Here is a 20328-nt window from a genome sequence, read left to right as displayed (position 1 = left end):
TCGGCCATCCGACGTGCCGGTGCCCCCAGGCTACCCGATGAGCTCCACCGGTGCCGAGAGGGGGGGACGGACCTCCTCCAGGGGCGCCTCGAAGCGCATCACCAGCGGGAGGTGGTCCGAGGCCACCGCCGAGAGCGGCGTACGGTGGGCCTGCAAGGTCAGCGGCTTGACGCCCGAGTCCACGTAGATGCGATCCAACCGCAGCATCGGGAGGCGGGAGTGGTAGGTACGCACCCGGCTGCCCAGCTCCAGGGCCACGTCGTGGATGGCCTGGCGCACCAGCCCGGGCACCGCACCGGGGCCCCAATAGTTGAAGTCTCCACACACGACCACCGGATCATTACGAACGGCGTCGCGGAGGATGTCGGCGGACAGCAGCAGCGCCTCCTGGCGCCGGCGCTCGCTCATGCTCAGGCCCAGGTGCAGGCAGAAGACGTGGAGCTGCCGGCCCTGGCCCAGGTCCAGGTCACAGCGCAGAGCGCCCCGGGGCTCGCGGCGAGCCACGCTCAGATCGTAGTTCTTCGACTTGAGGATGGGCAGCCGCGACAGGATGGCGTTGCCATAGCGGCGGCCGTTGCGCACCACGTTGGGCCCGAAGGCCATGTGCAGCCCGAGCAGGTCCGCCAGGTGCTCGGGCTGGTCCTCGCGAGACGTCACGCCCCGGTAGTCCCCCACCTCCTGGAGGGCGATGACATCCGCGTTGATCTCCCGAAGCACGTCCCCCACGCGGTGCAGGTCGAAGAGACCATCTGTCCCGATACCGCTGTGGATGTTGTAGGAGACGAGCGTCAGCTCCACGTGTGAACCACCTCGGGCTAGCTCTGCACGAGACGCATGCGCTGCGCGGCCAGCCGGGCCGCCTCCATGGGCAGCGACAGCAGCCGGCCCGTGGCCTTGGTGACATCCTGAATGCCCGACTGGAGCGCGCGGAACTGGCGCAGCGCCTCCTCGTACACGTCCCGCAGCGCCCCGCGCGTCAGCAGCGACGGCTCCTCGGGGACCGGTAGCGCGCCGATGGGCTGGCCCCGGTTGGTCGCGGTGGGCTTCATCGGCGCGTTGGCCGACAGCCCCGCCAGCGCCTCGAGCTGCGCGTTCATGGCACGGACGTGGAACAGCTCCTCCGTCTCCGCGTGGCTCCGACCGTAGTGGAGCTCCTTGTCGGAGCGACGCTCCATCGCACGTCGCTCGGACAGGATCTGCTTGTCCCGGCGGCGCAGGCCCCGACTCGGAGTCGAGGTCTTGGGTGCGGTGAAGTGGTCGAAGCGATAGGTGCGCGGCATCCGATTATCTCCCCCTCAGAAACAGAAACAGATGACGCGGAAGCTAGGGAGCTCTGCAAGCAGAAGGAACGCTGAGGCTCAACGGGGGCCCGCCCGTCCGCCTGCTCCTCGAAGGACGGAGCATGCGCCCTTCCTCCTTCCAGCAGGTGGCGCTGACAGCCACGCGGCTGACACTCGGGGGGTTGCCGATGTCGGCATTCGTTGACGCCTCCCCTTCCCGCACGCATATCTCGCGGCCGTGCATATCTCCTCCCTCCGACGGCTTCCGTTCCTCCTGCTGGCCCTTGGCCTGTCCGCTCTCGCCGCCGAGGAGCGACCCCTTCTCTCCCTCCAGCCCACCATGGCGCGGCCGGGCGATCCGGTGCTCGTCACCGTGCGCGGCCTCACCGAGGTCCCCACTGGCACCCTCGGAGAGCGTCCCCTGCGCTTCTACCCGACGCGCGAGGGCTTCCAGGCCCTGACCGGCCTCCCGGTGGAGCTGACGCCAGGGCAGGTGCCGGTGAAGGTGGTGGTGCCGGCCCCGGGCAGCGCCACGCCCATGGAGCTCACGGGCACACTGGACGTGGTGGCCGCGGGCTGGCCTTCGCGCACGCTGAAGGTGGCCAACAAGTTCACCGTGAAGAAGCCCGCCCCAGAGGTGCAGGCGCGCATGGAGGCGGACAAGGCCGCCTTCGCCGCCGCGTTCGCCCAGTCCTTCATCGCGCCCGCCTTCAAGGAGAACTTCACCTGGCCGCGCGAGGACAGCATCACCGCGCCCTACGGGGACCTGCGCACCTACAACGGCAAGAAGCAGAGCCAGCACTACGGCACCGACATCCGCGGCGCCACGGGCACCCCGGTGTTCGCGGCCAACGCGGGGACGGTGGTGATGTCGCGCGATGCCTACGCCTCGGGCAACACGGTGCTGGTGCACCACGGGGCGGGCCTCTACACGGCGTACTTCCACCTGTCGGCCATGGACGTGAAGGATGGCGAGCGCATCGAGCGCGGCCAGATCCTCGGGAAGATAGGCGCCACCGGCCGCGTCACCGGCCCCCACCTCCACTGGGGCGTGAAGGTGGATGACATGTGGGTGGACGGCGAGACGCTGCTGAAGCTCGACTTCTCTGGCGCCCCCGCCATCACCCAGCGCGATAAAGAATAAAGCCCAACGAGTAAGGCTCAGCGCGAGGGCTCAGCCCCACGCCTTGCCAATGCCGAGCGCGACCCGGGCCTCGTCCGGGGTCATCGGCTCGCGGCCGATGTCCCGCGCGAGCCGCACCGCCTTCTCCACCAGCGGCCCGTTGCCCTTGGCCATCTCCTTGCCGGCCGGGTCCAGGTAGAAGTTGTCCTCGAGCCCCACGCGGATGTTGCCGCCCAGCACGAGCGCCGCGGCCACCAGCTTCCACTGCACCTTGGAGATGCCAATCACCTCCCAGGTGTCCTCGGAACGCACCTGCCGCGACATGGCCAGCAGGTTCTCCGCGGTGGGCGCCACGCCCCCCAGCACGCCGAGGATGAAGCTGTACTGCTGCGGGCCCTTGAGCGCCCCCATGGTCAGCAGCGGCTCCGCGTTGTGGATGTGGCCCAGGTCGAAGCACTCCAGCTCGGGCTTCACCCCACCCTCGCGCATGGCGTCGGTGGCCAGCAGGATGTCCGAGAAGGGGTTGGGGAACACGAAGTCGAAGACGAAGCCCTTCCGCTTCTCCGAATACTTCGCGTAGTTCATCGAGCCCATGTTGAGCGCGGCCATCTCCGGCTTCGTCTTCCACACGTAGGCCAGGCGCTCCTTCTTCGCCTCCTCCGAGTCGACGCCCATGTTGAAGCCGCCGGTGGAGAAGTTGACGATGATGGGGCTGCGCTTGCTCACCTCTTCCTTGATCTGCCCGTAGATGTCCGCGCTCCACGACTGATCGCCCGTGTCGGGCTCGCGGCCGTGGATGTGCACCACCGCGGCACCGGCCTCGTAGGCCCGGCGAGCCTCCTCGCCAATCTCCACCGGCGAGTACGGCAGGTACGGGCACTGGTCTCGCTTGGCCAGCACGCCCGTCAATGCACAGGTGACGATGACCTTGTCCTTGGACAGCGGCATGGGGCTCCTCTCAAGGGTTGTGGAAAGGGGATTGGGGAAAGGGTTCAGGAAATCAGCGGTCGTTCCACTTCGGGGGACGCTTCTCGATGAAGGCGGTGACGCCCTCGGCGGCGTCCTCGGCGAGCACGTTGAGGGACAGCTGCGAGGAGAGGTATTCCATCGCGGCTGGCAGGGGCATGTCCTCGGCGGTGAAGAAGGCCCGGCGCCCGAGCGCCAGCACCGCCTGGCTCTTGCCCGCCAGCTTCCCGGCGAGCCCCGCCACCGCCGTGTCCAGCTCCGCCGCGGACACCACCCGGTTGAGCAGCCCCAGCGCGAGCGCCTCGCGCGCCGGCATCCGCTCCCCCGTCAGCACCATCTCCAGCGCCCGCTTGCGGCCCACGTGCCGCTGCAGCAGCGCCATCATCATCATGGGGAAGAGCCCCACGTCGATCTCCGGCGTGCCCAGCTCGGCGTGCTCGACGGCCACTGCCAGGTCACACGCGAGCACCAGCCCCAACCCACCCGCGAGCGCATGTCCGTTGACGCGCACCACGGTGGGCTTGCGCAGGTCCTGCAGCCGCAGCAGCAACCGGCCATAGGCGCGGCGCCCCTCGTGCGTGGCGAGGAAACCACCGTCCCCGCCCATCTGCCCGAGGTCTCCCCCGGCGCAGAACACCTTCTCACCCGCGCCGGTGAGCACCACCACGCGCACGGAGGCGTCCGCCTCGGCGCGTTCCAACGCGGCCTGCAACCCCTGCAACACCTCGGGCGAGAGCGCATTGCGCGCCTTCGGCCGATCGATGGTCAGGAGCGCTTGCCCACCTTCTGCTTGGTACCGGACGACACCTTCTCCTGCTTCCATGACGCCTCCGGGGGAGCCGCGGCGCCAGGGAGGACGCCGCGAAGGAAGGATTCGGCGATTTGCAGCTTGGCTCGGTCCAGCGCCTCGGGGCTGCGGTCCTCCATCAGCCCGGACACGAAGGCGGTGAGCCCCAGCTCGATGGCGCCAAAGAGGAGCGAGGCGCAGAGCATCGGATCCAGATCCGCGCGCAGCTCGCCCGTGGTCTGGGAGCGCGCGAACATGGTCGCGGCCATGCGGATGGTGTCGAGGAAGGCCTGCTGGCGGCTCACCACCTGGGTACCCGCGGGGCTGCGAGCCACCTCGAGGATGAGCACCTTCACCGCGCGAGGGTCCACCCGGTAGGCCTCGAAGGCCACGTCCGCGATGCCACGCACCTTCTCCTCGAGCGAGGTGCTCTCGTCCTCGGCCACCGCGCGCATACGCGAGACGAAGCCACTCCACCCCGTCTCGACGACGGTCTCCAGCAGCTCGTCCTTGTTCTTGAAGTAGTGGTAGACGAGCCCGTAGGCCACGCCCGCCTCGCGCGCCACGTCCGCGACACGGCACCCGTGGTAGCCCTTGCGGGCGAACACGTCGATCGCCGCGCGAAGGATGGTACGGCGGCGCTCGCTCTCCCGGTTCCCTGCCGCCTCCGACTTGCTCTGCCGCTGGCTCACCCGGTGTCTCTCCCCGGCTGCTTGATTCTTCAATCAGCCGGGGAGGACGCTACGGATGCAGGAGCCCGGGGTCAATGCCCTTGCCGGGCGTTCCTCACGGGAAGATGTCGCCGTAAACCCGGGGCGCATCCACGACGGACTTGTGCCCATCCGCCGTCGAGGCGGTGAAGACGCAGCCGGCCGACACCTCCCAGTCGATGGCCACGGGATAATTGGGAACGTCGGGGCTGGTCGGGTCGCGTACGTCCTGGATGGCGTAGCGCATGAGGAGGGCGGCCGGATAGGTGAAGGCCCTGCCCTTGGTCAGCTTGGCCACCTCCACGGGACCGACCGAGGCCGACTCACACCCGTCGTTGTCGTCGTTGCGGGCCGGGCTGTTGAACCAGGGGTCGGCGACCAGGAACTCCGCCAGCAGCGCGTCGAACTTGGTCAGGTGCTGCATGCCCGGGGGCGGGTTGAGCGAGCGGATGATGGACTTGTGGCCCTGCACCTCGGAGGGGACACGCACGTCCTCCGGATGCGGGACGCCCGTCCAGAGGATGCGCTCCTGGACCCAGATGAGCGTGGTGGCGTCGAACTTGCCGTTCTTCCCATCCCACTTGCCGTTGCCGTTGGCGTCGACGTAGCGCTCCTTGGAGTCCCACGTGCCGTTGTCGTTGCTGTCGACGAAGGGCTCGGTGAGATCCTCGAACGGCTCGGCAGGGCTCTCGTCGTGCACGCCGTTGTTGTTGAGGTCGTCGAACGCCTCCTCGCCCGTGGTGATGGCAATGATGCTCACCAGGTTGTCGCGAGGATTGTTCTCCTTCCCAGGGCGGATGGGATCCGGCCGGCGAGGCTCCAACTGGTTGGGCCGGTCGCCGTACTTGGCGATGGGGTCATCCGTCCACATGAAGGGGTGCATCCACAGCGGGGCGATGTACTCGCCCGTGTAGTTGGCGTCCTTGCGCGGGTTCCAGGTGAACTCGCCCGGAGGCACGTCCTCGGGGAACGGCAGCGAGGTCTTGTAGAGGACCTTGGCGTTGCCCACCACGTCCGTGACGCTGGTGGAGCTGGGACCGATGGTGCCGGCCTCCGTGAGGAAGGACACCTGCGCCCCGGCGATACCATCACCGTTGCGATCCGCCACGTGGGCGATGCAGTCCATCTTCACGCCGGCGATGAGGTGACGCGTGGAATCGTAGGCGCCGATGGCGTGCACACCGCCGGAGCCGTCGCCCGAGAGCTCACCGCACTGGAAGGTGAACTGGCGCGAGGTGGAGGCAGAGCCCGCGAAGGTCACCGCGGGACCCACCGCAATCTTGTCCCCCACCCGGGCCGTCACCACCACCGAGGACACACGGCCACCGTTGGCCACCACCTGGGTGGAGGCGATGCCGGTGCCCACGTCCGTGGTGGCCTCGGGGGGATTGAGCACGATACCGGGGACGGGAGCCTGCAGCTCGAAGGTGATACGCACCCCTGGCTGTGGCTCACCCCGCGTATCGATGGCACGAAAACGCAAAGTGGTGATCTCCCCCAGCCGGGGCTGGAGAGGAGACTGGTCCACAAACTCCAGTGTGGCCGGGACGGGGGGCTGGCATGCGGCGAGCACCCCGCTCACGATCGCCACACACACGGCGAGACCCAGACGCATCTGAGATGACTCCTTAGAAGAGGATTTCCATCTTCCCGGTCTCAGATGCGTCCCGTCAAGGACGGCAGCCCTTTCGGGGCTGCCGGGGTCAGGCCGCGGAGCCGCTGAACATGGCCCGAGCCACGCCCAGCAGGCGATCGACGTCCCGGGCGGTCAGGCCCCGCGCACGAGCGAAGTCCGACAACGGCCGCAGCAGGTCCTCTGTCTGCGCCGGTGTCTCCTCCGTTCCTGCGAAGAGTTCGCCCAGGCTTACGCCCAGGGCGTTAGCCAGGGCGGCAAGGGTTTCCACATGCGCAACCCGCTCCCCCCGCTCAATCATCGAGAGGAAGGAGACGCTGATTTGCGCTCGCTCCGCGAGCTCCTCCTGCGTCCAGCGCTCCGGGCGCTGGGTGCGAAGTTCACGAATACGCTGTCCGATACGTTTGCCGAGTTCCGACACGAAAGACCTCGTCCTCCTCAGGGGGATTCAAGTCAGGGAGTGAAGAACCACGTACACGCGACCAGGATTCCTAACCCCTAGTCCCGAACGTTCCCGACCCCGTAACCGCAAGGTTCACTCCAAAGGCCGGGCACGCTCGCCCCCTTACGAGTCTTGCTACGCCCTCGACTCTCCTGACTGAGGGTGACTCGTTGCGAGCTTGTGGCTGTACAGCCGCCTCGTATCGTATCCCGAGTCCAAAGCCGAGTGTCACGTGCGCCCCCCCGCCGTGAGGCGCCATGGCCGCTGAGGACTCGTGCGAGCAAGCCCTACAAGGGCGCTCTGAGCCCACGCCCAGCAGGTACAGGCACGTGGCCGAACCCCTGACCCAGGGTCAGCCGGATGAGCTCGCGGCGGGCCTCCCGCTGTCGGGAGTGGGGCGTCTCGTGGACTTCCACTACGGGATTCCCTCACTCTCAGCGGCGAGGACGCTGGAACTCGATGGAGACTTCGTTGCCATCCTGGCGCGTCTGGTAGGTCACCTTCTCCTTCAGCTTGATGGCGACCCGAACCGTGCGCGAGGGACCCGCGTTGGCGTCCACCGAGACGACCGCGGTGTCGAAGAAGGAGGTGTTCATCGACCGGGTGTTGTTCTCCTCGCCGATGCGGGTGTTCTCCAGCTCCAGCACCACTTCCTTGTTGCCCTCGGTGACGGTGTAGCGGACGGGCTCGTTGGTGCGCACGAAGACGCGCGAGGTGTTGGGCTCCTGCTTGAAGCCCACCTGCGTCATGGTCTTGCGGCGCGAGGACACATCGCCGCTGTCCCCCTGCTCCGGCTCACGGCGGGGTGTCTCGGCCTGGGCGATGCGCGTCTGGCGCGCCTCGGCCTGCTGGCGCCTGCGCTCCTCGGCGGCGGCCTTGCGCTCCTCGGCGGCGGCCTGGGCCTCCTCGAGCCTCGCCTGGCGATCCTCGGCGGCCTGGCGCTTCTTCTCCTCGGTGGCAGCGCGGGCCTCGTCCTGCTGGCGCTTCTTCGCCTCGGCCGAGGCCTGGGCGTCCGCCTCGCGGCGAGCCTTCTCATCGGCCTGCTGGCGCTGCTTCTGCTCCGCTGCGGCGCGGGCCTCGTCCTGCTGACGCTGCTTCTCGGCAGCCGCGGCCGACTCCTTCGCCGCACGCTCCTCCTGGAGGCGCCGCTGCTCGGCCTGCTGAGCCGACACCCGTGCGGACTCCTCCTGGGCCTTGCGCTCGGCCTCCGCCCGAGCCTGGGCCTGCCGCTGCGCCTCGGCATCCGCCTGGGCCGCCGTAGCCGCCTGAGCCGCCGCCTTCTCCTGCTGCTGACGGTCTGCCTGGGCCACCGCAGCCGCCTGAGCCGCCGCCTTCTCCTGCTGCTGACGGTCTGCCTGCGCCGCAGCCGCCGCCTGGTCCGCGGAGACCCCGGGCTGGGTGGCAGTCGCTGCCGGAGCCGTACCCGCCGCCGCCGGAGCCGTGCCCGGTGCGGTGGTGGGACGCGCCGCCACGGCCGCGCCCCCGCTGCCTGCCACGCTCACCACCAATGAGTTCCCGGTGGCCTGGATGTCCGTCTCCACCTCCCGCTCATAGCCGATGAGCACACGGGCGATCGCCGACTCGTCTGAGCCGTAGCTAGCCGTCCGAATGCCGGTGATGGTGCCGTTGCCGACGGTCACCTCCTCCTTCACGCCGGAGAAGACGGCCTCGGAGATGTCGATGACCAGACGGGGAGGGTCCGTCATCGTGAAGGTGGTGAAGTTGGGCTTCTTCGTCCCAACGATCTCCACCCTGCCGCCCGTCACGTTCACACCCGTGATGGTGTTGAGATTGCCTTGGGCCTGCCCCTCCTGCGCCAGGGCCACGGTGGGCACCAGGACGCAGGCAAGCAACGCAACCATGATGGCCTTCATCGGCGACTTCCCTCTAAACGGACGCATTGCGTCTCGAAGCTAGCACGCGCTGCTCAGGCTCCAACTTTCCAGCAATCCCGTCGCGAGCGCGTTGTTCCTGCTCTGAAAATGGCCATCGGGCCTTGCACTTCCAGCCTTCAACGACCGCGTCGCGGGAATCGGTTCACCGGCGCCTGGCAGTGGCACTGGTAGACGTCTACCAGCAATGTAGGTGGATGTACGCCATCACTGGTAGACGTCTACCAGTGGAGCCCTCGGGCGATAGCCCCCTCCCGCAGGCGGCACTGCGCTCACCGCAACCGAGGCAGGGCCGGCTTGCGGGTGCGGTGAGTGCGCGCGTACTCGATGAGGTTCTTGATGTCGTAGCAGATCTGCCGGATGTCGTGCCCCATCGTCAGCTCGATGTGGCTGTTGCCCTTCACCGGACGCCACAGCAGGTACTCGCTCTGGGCCGCGTGGTACACGCTCCGGGTGGACTCCACCGACGCCAGCGGATCCATGTCCCCAAAGATGATGGCCATGGGGATGTGGATCTTCGAGAAGCCCCGCTTGAAGTCGAACCCCGTGCGGTAGCAGACCATCTCCCCGCGGCGGATCCACCGGGCGAACTGCTCCCCCACCTTGCGCGGCTCGCGCTCGCCGCCCTCGCGCAGCAGCCAGCGCACGTCCTTGGAGCTGACGCGAGCGGGGTTGCTCAACCGGTTGATGCGGGTGGTGAGGCTGTTGACGACGGGGTGGTCCTCGGCGCGAGCGAGCTGCTTCTCGGCGAACTTCAGCCAGTCATCCACCGGAATGTAGTGGAAGCGGCGCTGCTGAGGCCCGTCCTTGGGCGCCAACCACCGGGCCAGCTTCTCATTGACGGCGGAGGCTCCCCGCGCGAGCAGCACCCGTCCGGTGTGCCCTACCCGATCCTCCAGGTTGAGGCCGGCGATCCCCAGATCGATGGCCGCGCCCAGCACCGGGGTGCCCAGGGCCAGCAGCCGCAGCGCCGCGATGCCCCGGCCCAGGTCCGCTGGAGAGCCGATGGTGATGAGGCCATCGAAGTCGTCGTGGATGCCGGCGTAACCGTAGCCGAGCATCCCGCCCATGGAGTGGCCACAATAGAAGATGCGCTCACGACGGGTGATGCGCTTGACCCCCGACACCGCCGCCGGCAGGTCATAGAGGAAGTAGCTGTCGATGTCCCAGCCGTAGTCCAGGTCCTGCGGCAGCGGGCGGCGGAAGCGCGCGGCGCGCTCCTTCTGGAACTCGAGGGAGCTCTTGCCGTGCCCGCGCAGCTCCAGGATGTGGATGTCCACCCCGAAGAACAGCAGGTTCTTGACGAACTGGCCGCTCGTCCAGGCGTGCCGGTTCTGGGAGAAGCCGTGCACCAGCAGCAGCGGCTCGCCAAACAGGGGTTGGGCAAAGGGCTGCTTGACGGGGCGGTACCGGGTGATGACCAGCGACCAGCCATCGGCCGTCTCCACCACGTACTTCGTCTTCTGGTACAGCGAGCGGAAGTCGAGCTCATCGACCGAGGGTGTATGGGGACCCGTTGGAGTCGCCGCTCTCCAATCCGGCAAACGCATGCCATGAATCTACGGACTGTGATGCAATGCGCCAAGGTTTCCACCGAGCCTGGCGCGTGCGGAACCCACCAGAAACAGTGAACCCGTGCACAGGATGACGTCTCCCGGCGCGGCACGAGCCCGGGCCGCCGCCAGGGCCGCATCCAGTGAAGGCCAGGCGCACACGTCCGCACACAGCGCACGGACCTCATCAAGGTAGTGCTCAGGGGCCAGCGAGCGAGGGGTATCGAGCGGGGTGAGGTGTACCGAGGTACAGCTTGGCAGGAGTGCACGCAGCATCGGTCCACGGTCCTTGTCGGCCACCACCCCGAAGACACAGTGCACCTTGCGACCCGGGTACAGCGCCCGCAGGCCAGCAAGCAGCACTTGCACTCCAGCGGGGTTGTGCGCGCCATCCAGCAGCACGGGGGGCGGGCCGCCCAGCTCTTCCAGGCGTCCGGGCCAACGAGCCCCGGCGAGTCCCGCCCGCAGGGCCTCCGGGGAGACGGAGACTCCTCGCGCCGAAAGCTGCTCCAGGCAGGCGAGCGCCACCGCCGCATTCTGCTGCTGGTGCTCACCACGCAGGCCCAGGGTGAGGCCCTCCAGCGAGAGGCCCGGTCCGTCGTAGGCGAGGCTGCCGTCCGGGCGCGCCACCAGGGAGAAATCCCGTCCCTCCAGGAGCAGAGGCACACCCAACTCCCCTGCCCTGCGCTCAATGGCGGCGAGGGCCTCGGGCTCCTGGCGGCTCACCAAGACCGGCACACCCGGCTTGAGGATGCCGGCCTTCTCCCCGGCGATGGCTCCCAGGGTGTGGCCCAGGTACTCCATATGATCGAAGGACACCGGAGTGATGGCGGTGACGAGCGGCTGGCAGGCGCTCGTGGCATCCAACCGCCCGCCCAGGCCTACCTCCACCACGGCCACGTCCACGGCCTCGCGCGCGAAGTGCCAGAAGGCCACCACGGTGCCGAACTCGAAGTACGTCAGCGAGGTGGCCGCGGCCGGGTGCCGCTCGAGCACCTCGAGGATCCGCTGGCCAAAGAGCTCGTCCTCAATCTCCACCCCGCCCACGCGGATGCGCTCGTTGACGCGCACCAGGTGCGGCGAGGTGTAGAGCCCCACCCGGTGGCCCGCGGCGTGGAGGGCAGCGGAGGAGAAGGCACAGGTGCTGCCCTTGCCATTGGTGCCCGCCACGTGGAGCACGGGGTAGCGGCGCTCGGGGTGGCCGAGCGCTTCCAACGTCTCCTGCACCCGCTCGAGGCCGAGCTTGATGCTGGAGGGACTGAGCCGGGAGAAGAACTCCAGGGCCTCCGCCGGCGTCCGGGGCAGCATCATCGCTCGCGGGGACTAGCCGAGCAGGTTGATGAGCTGGCCCAGCGCCCCGCGCATCTCCTTGCGCGGCACGATGGCGTCGATCATTCCGTGCTCGACGAGGAACTCGGAGCGCTGGAAGCCCTCGGGGAGCTTCTGGCGGATGGTCTGCTCGATGACGCGCGGGCCAGCGAAGCCGATGAGGGCCTTGGGCTCGGCGAGGATGATGTCACCCAGCCACGAGAAGGAGGCCGCCACGCCACCGGTGGTGGGATGCAGCAGCACCGAGATGTAGGGCTTGCCCACGTTGCGGAAGCGGGCGATGGCCGCGCTCGTCTTGGCCATCTGCATGAGGGAGAAGATGCCCTCCTGCATGCGCGCGCCGCCCGAGGCCGAGAACACGATGGCCGGGCACTTCAGCTCATGGGCGCGCTCGAAGACGCGGGTGACCTTCTCGCCCACCACCGAGCCCATGGAGCCGCCCATGAACTCGAAGACGAAGCAGCCGACTGACACCGGCTTGCCCTCGATGCGGCCCACGCCGGAGATGAACGCGTCGTTCTCGCCGAGCGCCTTGCGGGTGGACTTGAGCCGGTCCTTGTACTTCTTCGAGTCCGAGAAGCTCAGCGGATCCTGCGGCTCCAGCTCCTTGTCGAACTCCTCGAAGCTGTCGGGGTCCAACAGGGTCGCCAGGCGAGTGCGCGCCGCCCACGGCAGGTGGTGCTCACAGTGCGGGCAGACGTTGAGGTTCTTCTCCAACTCCTGCCGGTAGATGATCTCATCGCAGCTCTCGCACTTGGCCCAGAGCCCCTGCATGCGGCTGGGGGCTTCGATGGGCTCGGGAGCGGTGGCGATACGGGGCTTCTTGGAGAACCAGGCCATGGAGGGGCGGATAATCCCACTGTGCGCGGCCCGTCAACTCCCATGCGCATCCCCGCCTCCAGAGAGGACCCGGGAGGTCGCCCGCCCGGAGGGGTGCCCGCCTCGGAACTCGGGTCAGAACTCGAAGGTGTCGCCCAGCTCGAGGATCTCCACCGGCATGGCCCCCAGCTCCTTCTTCAACTGAGGAAGGAAGGCGGGCTTGAGGTGGTAGACGAACACGTTGCAGCCGTTGCGCTGGAACTTGGTCAGCTCGCTCTCGAGCGTCTGCGGCGTGAGGTGACCGGAAACGTCGGCCAGTTGATGCAGTGCGTTGGGGAAGCTCGTCTCCACCAGGAGCGCCTTGAGGGTGGGCGTCTGGTTGAGCACCTTCCACAGCTTGTCGGTGGGCCCGGTGTCCCCGCTCATGGCCATGGAGGTGCGGCCGCGCGTAATCACGAAGCCGCAGGACTCCACCGGGTGGTGCACGGGGATGGACTGCACCGTGTAAGGGCCCACCTGGAACGTGCTGCCAGCCCGGAAGGGCTTGATGCGCAGCACCGGCTCCTTGCGCGTGGGAATGCGCGTGAAGTCCGGCCAGAGGGCGTTGTTGAACATGTTCTCGCGCAGCGCACGGGCGCACTCACGCGAGGCATGGATGGTCACCGGCTTGTCCCGCCGGCCGATGATCAGATCCGCCATCAGCGGCAGATCCTTCACATGATCGAAGTGGCTGTGACCAACGAGGATGTCGTCGACCTTGCACAGCTGCTCCAGCGACAACGTGCTGGTGAGCGCGCCCGCGTCCAGCGCGAGCACGTCATCCACCAGGAAGCACGTGGTGCGGCAGGAGGGAAGCTCACCGCCATGGCAGCCGAGAACCTGGAGCTTCACGCTAGAGCTCTCCGAACTTCCACTTCATCTCCAGGTATTGGAGGAAGTCGTGGACGCGAGCCGTGTCATAGACGGTGAGTCTGTCACCGGCACGCTCCACCAGACCGGCCCGCTCCAGGCGGTCCAGCATGTTGCGGATGGCCGGCTCGCCCACGCCAATCTGCCGGGGCAGCTCCCGCACCGGCAGCTCGATCTCCACTCCCTCCTCCATGGCCCGCCCGCGCGTCTGGCACACCTGGAGGATGTGGTGCACCACCCGGCTGGCCGGGTCCGCGTGCAGCAGGTTTTCAATCTGCGCGTCCGCCTCGGACAGCCGCTCGGCCAGCTTCTTGATCATCCGCACGGCGATCTCCGCGTTGCCGCGGATCATCCCTTCGAACGTCTTGGGATCGATGACCAGGAGCTTGGCGTCCTCGCTGACCGAGGCCGTGGCGTTGCGAGGCTTGTTGGAGATGATGGCCATCTCCCCGAAGAACTCGCCCGGGCCGAGCACGGCCAAGACCTTCTCCACGTCCCGCACGCGCTTGGAGATGGCGATTCGTCCCGATTGGATGACGAACATCTCCTTGCCAGGCTCGCCCTCACGGAAGAGGACAGTGCCCTTCGGGAATTCCTTGCCGAATCGCTGAAATAGGGTTTCCTCGGCGCCCATTGCAGGGCGAGTTAAGCCGCCCCCATCGATAGGGTCAAATTCCGGCCGGAAATTGATGTCCGCCAGGCTGCTGGTGTCGTCCAGACGCCCACCCCCGGGGGCTGAGCTGTCCAGGACGACGCGAATGTGACACCCGGGGTGCTTCCAGCCGAGACAAGCGGAGGGGGAAGCCGATAGAAGGCCCGCCCGTGGGAACGACCTACAAGCAGGCAGGAGTGGACATCGAGGCGGGCGATGCGTTCGTCGAGCGCATCAAGCCCTATGCGGCGCGGACGGTGAGACCGGAGGTGGTCGCCGGGGTGGGCGGCTTCGGGGGACTGTTCGCCCTGCCGCCCGGGAAGTACCGGGAGCCGGTGCTGGTGGCAGGCACGGACGGGGTGGGCACCAAGCTGAAGGTGGCCTTCCAGGCGGGCCGGCATGGGACGGTGGGGATCGATCTGGTGGCCATGTCGGTGAACGACATCCTCACCTGCGGGGCGGAGCCGCTCTTCTTCCTGGACTACTTCGCCACGGGGCGGCTGGAGGTGGACGCCGCGGCCGAGGTGGTGAAGGGCATTGCTCAGGGGTGTGAGCAGGCGGGGTGCACGCTGCTGGGCGGGGAGACGGCGGAGATGCCGGGCTTCTACGCGCGGGGCGAGTACGACCTGGCCGGCTTCTGCGTGGGCGTGGTGGAGCGCTCGGAGATCATCGACGGCAAGAGCGTGGCGCCGGGCGATGCGCTCATCGGACTGCCCTCCTCCGGCCTGCACTCCAACGGCTACTCGCTGGCGCGCAAGGTGCTGCTGGAGGATGCGAAGCTGAAGCTGGACGCGGTGCCCGAGGGCCTGGACCGGCCGCTGGCCGACGCGCTGCTGGAGCCGACGCGCATCTACGTGAAGGACGCGCTGGCGCTGATGAAGGCGGTGAAGGTGAAGGGCTTCGCGCACATCACCGGCAGCGGGATTCCGGGCAACCTGCCGCGGTGCCTGCCGGACGGGACGCGGGCGGTGCTGGACGAGAAGACGTGGAAGCGTCCGGCCATCCTCGAGCTCATCCAGAAGCTGGGCGGAGTCGAGCGCAAGGAGATGTACGACACCTTCAACATGGGCCTGGGGCTCATCGCGGTGGTGGCGAAGACGGACGTGCCGGCGGCGCTGGCGCTGCTGAAGTCGCGAGGGGTGGAGGCGTCGGAGGTGGGCCGCGTGGAGGCGGGCCAGGGCGAGGCGACGGCGGTCATCGAGGCATGAGCGGCCGGACGAAGCTGGGCGTGCTGGTGTCGGGCAGCGGCAGCAACCTGCAGGCGCTGCTCGACGCGTGCGCGCAGCCGGGCTTCCCGGCCGAGGTGGCGGTGGTGGTGTCCAACATCCCCACCGCCTTCGCGCTGGAGCGGGCGAAGAAGGCCGGAGTCCGGGCGGAGGTGCTGGAGCACAAGGCCTTCGGCTCGCGGGCGGACTTCGAGAAGGCACTGGTGGAGAAGCTGGTGTCCGCGGGCGTGGAGTGGGTGTGCCTGGCGGGCTTCATGCGGCTGCTGGGTACGGACTTCCTGGGACGCTTCGCGGGGAAGGTGCTGAACATCCACCCCTCGCTGCTGCCGGCCTTCCCGGGACTGCATGCGCAGCGGCAGGCGCTGGAGCGCGGGGTGAAGGTGGCCGGGTGCACGGTGCACTTCGTGGACCCGGGCATGGACACGGGCCCCATCATCGCGCAGGCGGCGGTGCCGGTGCTGCCCGGGGACGACGAGGCGGCGCTGACGGCGCGCATCCTGAAGGAGGAGCACCGGCTGTACCCGCTGGTGGTGAAGCTGGTGACCACGGGGGCGGTGCGGCAGGAGGGCGGGCGCGTGGTGTCAGAGGCGGGGCCGGCCGTGGGAGAGCTGAGCCTGCGCAACCCCGGGGAGCCGGGATGACGCGCGAGGAGCGGGTCGCGGCGCTGCGCGAGGCGCCCGTGGTGCTGGTGAGTGCGTGCCTGCTGGGCGAGGCGTGCCGGTACGACGGCATGTCGAAGGGCTCGAGCAAGGTGCTTCAGGCACTGGAGGGCAAGGAGGTCGTGCCCATGTGCCCGGAGACGGGTGCAGGCCTGGGCATCCCCCGGCCTGCCGTGGAGCTGAAGGGCGGCGCGGGCGCGGAGGTGCTGGCGGGCAAGGCCCGGGCGGCGGAGGTGGAGTCGGGGAAGGACCGGACGGAGGCCTTCCGCCACGGCGCGGAGCTGGCGCTGGCGGCGGCGCGGCGCTTCGGAGTGAGGGTGGCGCTACTCAAGGAGCGCAGCCCCTCGTGCGGCACCCAGGGCACACACGTAGATGGTGCGGTGGTACGAGGCCAGGGCGTCACGGCCGCCCTGCTCTCTCAGGCCGGCCTCATCGTGGTGAGCGACGAGGAGTTGTGAGCCTGGAGCGCCGCTGACGCAGTGCGCCGGTGACGTGGACGCAACACCCGTACGGTTCCTCTCGATAATCAGGAAACGTATTCGTGGTGGAGGCTCCCATGTCCCTGAAGTCGATTGGCAACTCGCGTCCCTCCCAGGTCCGCACGGAGCCTTCGCAGACGCAGACCACTCGTTCGCGCGCCAGCGAGCCCGCGGCCCCCACCAACCGGGTGCTGGAGAGCCGCTTCGACAAGCCGGCCGCTGCCCAGGGAAAGCGCCTGACCCCGGGAACGGACGGGACGAGCCCCGTGCGCTCCTTCACGCAGCGCGCCGTGGAGGCCCGCGCCGCCACCAGCCCGCTGGGGGAAGCCGGGAAGGCGGTGAAGGACTTCCTCTCCCGCCTCAACCCGGGTGACGACACCATCGCCATCTTCGACTCCTTCGGCTCGGGCGTCACTCACGGCGACGACGTGGGGCACGTCGTGGACGAGAACAGCGAGTACTCGGCCGATGAGATCCGCACGGTAGGAGTGGGCTCCACCTCGGCGCCTCCGGGAGCCTCGCTGGACGAGCGCATCGAGCACCGCACCGCCAGCTTCCTCGACAGCACCTCGGACGCCATGCAGGGGCTCCTGGACAACCCGGGCGACATCACCGTCATCAACCAGTCCCAGAGCATCAGCCCGGTGCGCATCGCCGATGAGATGTGGCGGGACGTGCGCAACGACCCGGAGGCCAAGGCGGCGCTCGCCAAGGAACTGGGGCTGGAGGAAGGCGCCTCCGACACGGAGGTGCTCCAGGCGCTCGTGGACCGCGTGGACGGCGTCTTCGAGAACAGCAAGGACATCGCCAAGGCCAAGGCGCGGTACGACGACATGTCCGGGAAGTTGGAGGACGCGGGCATCCTTCACGTGGTGACGGCCGGCAACACCGGTGACTTCCTCGACACCCTGGACGACATGGGCGTCAAGTACGACGGGGACTTCGCCGACTCGGTGCTCTTCAACGAGCACACCCTCGTGGTGGCCGCCTCCACCGGTGGCCTCAAGGACCGCATCGCGGACTTCTCCACGCCGAGCGACTTCGTCACCGTGGCCATCGACGGCACGGACATCGAGGTCGAGGGTGGCAGGACGGCCGATGGGACGTCCTTTGCTGCCCCCCAGGTGACGGCGCTCATCGCCGAGATGCGCCGCATCAACCCCGACCTCACCAACGACCAGGTCCGCGACATCCTCGCCCAGGCCGCCACGGACACCCGGGCCACCGAGCAGGAGGAGGGCCACGGCATCCTGGATGCGGACAAGGCGCTCGCGCTGGCGAGGGCCTCGCTCCTGAAGGACCTGCCGGTGATGCGCGCGGTGTAATCCCGCCTGCCTGCTCTCCAGCCTTCGGCTCGGCCCGGACCTTCTCGCTTGACGGAAGGGCCGCCATCGCCCAGGAACGCATGGGAAGCCATGGCCAACATCCTGGGACATAGCGTCGAACCACCCAGCCCCTGCAGCTACCTGCCGGACCAGCTCGCCTCACTGGAGCAGCTGGTGATGCAGGACGTGACGGCTGAAGAGTACGAACGGATGCTCGTGCGCGGGTGGCGCCGGTTCGGCCCGCTGTACTTCCGACCCGCATGCCAGGCGTGCAACCGGTGCATCTCGCTGCGCATCCCTACGGACACCTTCCAGCCCAACCGCAGCCAGCGCCGCGCTCGGGCCGCGTGCGCCCACTTCCGCGTGGAGGTGGGCCGGCCCCGCGTGGACGAGGATCGGCTGGCGCTCTATCGCGCCTGGCACGCCGAGCGGGAGCAATCTCGCGAGTGGGACGCCGCGCCGATCGGCATGCGCGAGTACTTCCTCCAGTTCGCCTTCCCCCACCCGTCCGCGCGCGAGGTGGCGTACTACGACGACACCGCCGAGGGTGGGACGAAGCTGGTGGGCCTGGGCATCTGTGACGAGACGCCCCACGCCTGGAGCGCGGTGTACTTCTTCTTCGATCCCACGTACGCGCGCTGCTCGCCGGGCTCCGCCAATGTGGTGTTCCAGGTGGAGCTGGCCCGAGCACGGGGAATCCCCCACGTGTACCTCGGCTACCGCGTCCAGGAGTGCGCGTCCCTTCGCTACAAGGGCACGTTCCGCCCCCACGAGCTGCTCGAAGGCCGCCCCGCGCCAGAGGAGCCCCCGCGCTGGCTTCCGGCGGAGCCCTCTGAAGAGCCACAGCCGTAGGTCCACCGGCCTCCCCGGCCCTTTTTGGGCTCCTAGAGAGGGAAAGCGCTGCCGGGCCCACGGCAACGTGTGTAGTGTGCGCCCCGCAATGCCGACGCCAGTCGCCAAATCCAAGCCGCTCCCCTCCGCCACGGCGCCCTCCCGGCACGTCTATGACGTGATCGTCCTGGGCAGCCAGCTCGGCGGAGCGCTCGCCGCGGCACTGCTCGCCAAGCGGGGATACAGCGTGCTCCTGGTGGAGCACGACGGGACCGGGCCGGGCTACGAGCACGATGGCTTCGTGCTGCCCTACGCGCCCTTCATCGCCCCGGCCCTCAAGACGATGCCCGCGGTGGAGGAGGCCTTCACCGAGCTGTCGCTCAACACGGCGCTCCAGCGCAACCAGCAGCCCCACGTGCCCGAGCTGCAGCTCGTGATGCCGCGCCACCGCGTGGACCTGCACGCCGACGCGGTCCGCCGCCGCGCCGAGCTCCTGCGCGAGTTCGACGCCAACGGCGAGCGCATCCTCGCGGACGTCACCGCCACCGCCCTCCAGCACGAGCCCTCCGACACCTTCTTCAAGGAAGGTCCGCCGCTGCCGCCGGACGGCATCCTGGAGTCCTGGAACCTCAAGAAGCGCGTGGGCCAGCACCCGGGGCTCCAGACGGAGCCGCGCCTGGCGGGAGAGGACGAGCCCTCGAAGCTGCTGCGCGGCCTGCTGCCCTTCCTCGTCCACCTGGATCAGCCCAACACGCCCCTGGCGCGCACGCGCGCCCTGTCCCAGGCGCTGCAGACGCCCTGGCGCTACCCGGGTGGGCGTGATGGCCTGCGCCAGCTCCTCTTCGAGCGGCTCGTGGAGCTGGGAGGAGACCTGCTCAGCCCCGAGAACACCGACACCTACGTGGTGGAGGAGCTGCACTTCGAGGGGAGCCGCTTCTCCGCGGTGAAGCTGCTGCGCTCGGACACGCTCTACCGGGCCTCGTGCCTGGTGTCTGCCACTGACGCGGGGGCGCTGCGCCGGCTCATCACGGACCGCAAGAAGCACCGCGGCCTGAGCGAGCACCTGGACCTGTCCACCCTCAAGTCCTTCCTCTTCGCGGTGAACTGGGTGCTGCCCGAGGCGGTGGTGCCGCGCGGAATGGGAGAGCTGCTGCTGGTGGACACCCAGGACGCCGAGCTGGGCCCCCTGCTCCTCCAGCAGCACCCCGCCCGGACGCCCGACGGCAAGGAAGACCCCTCGCTGCGCGTCGTCTGCGCCGGAGGCTTCGTCCCCGCCAGCGTGCGAGACCTGGGCGAGGGCTACCTCCAGTCGCTGGCCATGCGCATCGACGCCCACCTCGACGCGCTGATGCCCTTCTCGAAGGACAAGCGCCTGCTGCGCTCGGCCCCTTACCTGGATGCCGGCGCGGTGCGGGGCAGCCGCCTCATGCCCCACCCGCACTACGTCTTCGACACGGAAGCGGTGCTGGGCGTCTCGGGGTTGAAGCAGCACACTCCCACGAAGAACCTGCTGCTGGCCGGACGCGAGGTCCTCCCGGGCCTGGGGCTCGAGGGGGAGTTCCTGGCGGGTGCCCGGGCGGTCCGCCTCGTCCAGGAGATGCTCAAGAAGAAGGCGGTCCTCAAGCGCTGAGGCCCGATCAGACTGGATTTTCGGGTGGTTTGTAGATAGGTTCCGCCGCTCTCTTAGGGCGGGCTTTCAATTCGTCCCTGATT

General features: G+C 68.6%; 20 protein-coding genes. 7 read left to right on the top strand and 13 right to left on the bottom strand.

Annotated elements, in window-relative coordinates; all coding sequences use genetic code 11:
- Nucleotides 1–30: 30 nt before the first annotated feature.
- Both OV287_RS19830 and OV287_RS19825 read right to left on the bottom strand, forming a co-directional pair.
- Nucleotides 31–798, bottom strand: a complete 768-nt coding sequence (locus tag OV287_RS19830; RefSeq protein ID WP_267535603.1) for an endonuclease/exonuclease/phosphatase family protein — start codon at nucleotides 796–798, stop codon at nucleotides 31–33.
- Nucleotides 799–815: 17 nt separating this feature from the next.
- Nucleotides 816–1280 carry a hypothetical protein gene (locus tag OV287_RS19825; protein ID WP_267535602.1) on the bottom strand — a complete coding sequence of 155 codons (465 nt, stop codon included), beginning with the start codon at nucleotides 1278–1280 and terminating at the stop codon, nucleotides 816–818.
- A 238-nt stretch (nucleotides 1281–1518) separates the two neighbouring features.
- Between OV287_RS19825 and OV287_RS19820 the strand changes: the two genes are divergently transcribed.
- A complete protein-coding gene (locus OV287_RS19820) occupies nucleotides 1519–2424 on the top strand; it encodes a M23 family metallopeptidase (protein ID WP_267535601.1) in 906 nt (301 codons plus the stop codon).
- Nucleotides 2425–2454: 30 nt separating this feature from the next.
- Here OV287_RS19820 and OV287_RS19815 read toward each other — a convergent pair whose 3' ends face one another.
- The 11 genes from OV287_RS19815 to OV287_RS19765 form a co-directional block, all read right to left on the bottom strand.
- Complete coding sequence (locus tag OV287_RS19815) at nucleotides 2455–3351, bottom strand: beta-keto acid cleavage family enzyme (RefSeq protein WP_267535600.1); 897 nt, start codon at nucleotides 3349–3351, stop codon at nucleotides 2455–2457.
- A gap of 52 nt (nucleotides 3352–3403) precedes the next feature.
- Complete coding sequence (locus OV287_RS19810) at nucleotides 3404–4192, bottom strand: enoyl-CoA hydratase/isomerase family protein (RefSeq protein ID WP_267535599.1); 789 nt, start codon at nucleotides 4190–4192, stop codon at nucleotides 3404–3406.
- Entirely contained in the window at nucleotides 4135–4848 is a 714-nt protein-coding gene (locus tag OV287_RS19805; protein ID WP_267535598.1) for a TetR/AcrR family transcriptional regulator, read from the bottom strand. Before OV287_RS19805 ends, OV287_RS19810 begins: the two co-directional genes overlap by 58 nt.
- 94 nt (nucleotides 4849–4942) lie before the next feature.
- The gene (locus OV287_RS19800) at nucleotides 4943–6481 is read right to left on the bottom strand and encodes an Ig-like domain-containing protein (protein WP_267535597.1); all 1539 of its coding nucleotides are present in this window, start codon (nucleotides 6479–6481) and stop codon (nucleotides 4943–4945) included.
- Nucleotides 6482–6569: 88 nt separating this feature from the next.
- A complete protein-coding gene (locus OV287_RS19795) occupies nucleotides 6570–6920 on the bottom strand; it encodes a helix-turn-helix domain-containing protein (RefSeq protein WP_108074726.1) in 351 nt (116 codons plus the stop codon).
- Nucleotides 6921–7375: 455 nt separating this feature from the next.
- On the bottom strand, nucleotides 7376–8815 hold the full coding sequence (locus tag OV287_RS19790) for an AMIN domain-containing protein (RefSeq protein ID WP_267535596.1): 1440 nt from the start codon (nucleotides 8813–8815) through the stop codon (nucleotides 7376–7378).
- Between the two features lie 290 nt (nucleotides 8816–9105).
- Nucleotides 9106–10383, bottom strand: a complete 1278-nt coding sequence (locus OV287_RS19785; RefSeq protein ID WP_267535595.1) for an alpha/beta hydrolase — start codon at nucleotides 10381–10383, stop codon at nucleotides 9106–9108.
- 9 nt (nucleotides 10384–10392) lie between these two features.
- Nucleotides 10393–11697 (bottom strand): bifunctional folylpolyglutamate synthase/dihydrofolate synthase, encoded by a 1305-nt coding sequence (locus OV287_RS19780; protein ID WP_267535594.1) that lies wholly within the window; start codon nucleotides 11695–11697, stop codon nucleotides 10393–10395.
- Between the two features lie 12 nt (nucleotides 11698–11709).
- Nucleotides 11710–12555: an acetyl-CoA carboxylase, carboxyltransferase subunit beta gene (accD, locus tag OV287_RS19775; protein ID WP_267535593.1), complete on the bottom strand. Its 846-nt coding sequence runs from the start codon at nucleotides 12553–12555 to the stop codon at nucleotides 11710–11712.
- A 114-nt stretch (nucleotides 12556–12669) separates the two neighbouring features.
- A complete protein-coding gene (locus OV287_RS19770) occupies nucleotides 12670–13425 on the bottom strand; it encodes an MBL fold metallo-hydrolase (protein ID WP_267535592.1) in 756 nt (251 codons plus the stop codon).
- Nucleotide 13426: 1 nt separating this feature from the next.
- Nucleotides 13427–14077, bottom strand: coding sequence for a Crp/Fnr family transcriptional regulator (locus OV287_RS19765; RefSeq protein ID WP_267535591.1), 651 nt, complete (start codon nucleotides 14075–14077; stop codon nucleotides 13427–13429).
- Nucleotides 14078–14265: 188 nt separating this feature from the next.
- Between OV287_RS19765 and purM the strand changes: the two genes are divergently transcribed.
- The 6 genes from purM to OV287_RS19735 all read left to right on the top strand — a co-directional run bounded on the left by purM (nucleotide 14266) and on the right by OV287_RS19735 (nucleotide 20245).
- Nucleotides 14266–15303, top strand: a complete 1038-nt coding sequence (purM, locus tag OV287_RS19760) for a phosphoribosylformylglycinamidine cyclo-ligase (RefSeq protein WP_267535590.1) — start codon at nucleotides 14266–14268, stop codon at nucleotides 15301–15303.
- Nucleotides 15300–15962 (top strand): phosphoribosylglycinamide formyltransferase, encoded by a 663-nt coding sequence (gene purN, locus OV287_RS19755; RefSeq protein ID WP_267535589.1) that lies wholly within the window; start codon nucleotides 15300–15302, stop codon nucleotides 15960–15962. The genes purM and purN overlap by 4 nt, the downstream gene beginning before the upstream one ends.
- Entirely contained in the window at nucleotides 15959–16438 is a 480-nt protein-coding gene (locus tag OV287_RS19750) for a 2-thiouracil desulfurase family protein (protein WP_267535588.1), read from the top strand. Before purN ends, OV287_RS19750 begins: the two co-directional genes overlap by 4 nt.
- Before the next feature lie 98 nt (nucleotides 16439–16536).
- Entirely contained in the window at nucleotides 16537–17784 is a 1248-nt protein-coding gene (locus OV287_RS19745) for a S8 family serine peptidase (RefSeq protein ID WP_267535587.1), read from the top strand.
- A gap of 90 nt (nucleotides 17785–17874) precedes the next feature.
- A complete protein-coding gene (locus OV287_RS19740; protein ID WP_267535586.1) occupies nucleotides 17875–18636 on the top strand; it encodes an arginyltransferase in 762 nt (253 codons plus the stop codon).
- An 88-nt stretch (nucleotides 18637–18724) separates the two neighbouring features.
- Nucleotides 18725–20245, top strand: coding sequence for an NAD(P)-binding protein (locus OV287_RS19735; RefSeq protein WP_267535585.1), 1521 nt, complete (start codon nucleotides 18725–18727; stop codon nucleotides 20243–20245).
- The last annotated feature ends 83 nt before the right edge of the window (nucleotides 20246–20328 follow it).

The organism is Archangium lansingense (assembly GCF_026626635.1).
Lineage (GTDB): Bacteria > Myxococcota > Myxococcia > Myxococcales > Myxococcaceae > Archangium > Archangium lansingense.
This window is presented reverse-complemented; position numbering and strand designations above follow the sequence as displayed.